This window comes from Vibrio sp. 10N.261.51.F12, from assembly GCF_041471725.1.
Lineage (GTDB): Bacteria > Pseudomonadota > Gammaproteobacteria > Enterobacterales > Vibrionaceae > Vibrio.
Genome location: NZ_JBFROV010000086.1, coordinates 1 through 334, shown reverse-complemented (window position 1 = coordinate 334; position 334 = coordinate 1). Strand labels below are relative to the sequence as shown.

Sequence of the window (334 nt, the reverse complement as noted above, 5' to 3'; positions counted from 1 at the left end):
TCCAATTAGGAAACAAAGCCCTAACGCTCTTGTCCGCGCTTACATTAATGGGCTGCGCGACACAAGGTGAGAACGATATACCGATTAATACAACAAATGAAGCTGGACGCTTTTGTATTGCTAACGGCGGCACGTTCCAAGAATCGTCTAATCAATGCACACTCGCGGGTGGTGAAAAAATGGACGCAGACGTTTATTTCCAAGACCATCAGGCTGAGTATTAATAAGGCTTAGCGTCGCTGTCTAGCGCTGACATCAGCCTTGGTGGCGGAATGTACTTCTAAAGATATAAATAAAAAAACAGCACCCATAGCCGGTAATGCCGTTCACTTAA

1 protein-coding gene is annotated in these 334 nt (G+C 45.2%); it reads left to right on the top strand.

All coding sequences use genetic code 11. The annotated features are described in order from the left end of the window. Nucleotides 1-224 (top strand): hypothetical protein (locus AB4405_RS24365; protein WP_372063119.1); only part of this gene is annotated, 224 nt, incomplete at its 5' end. Nucleotides 225-334 lie beyond the last annotated feature (110 nt).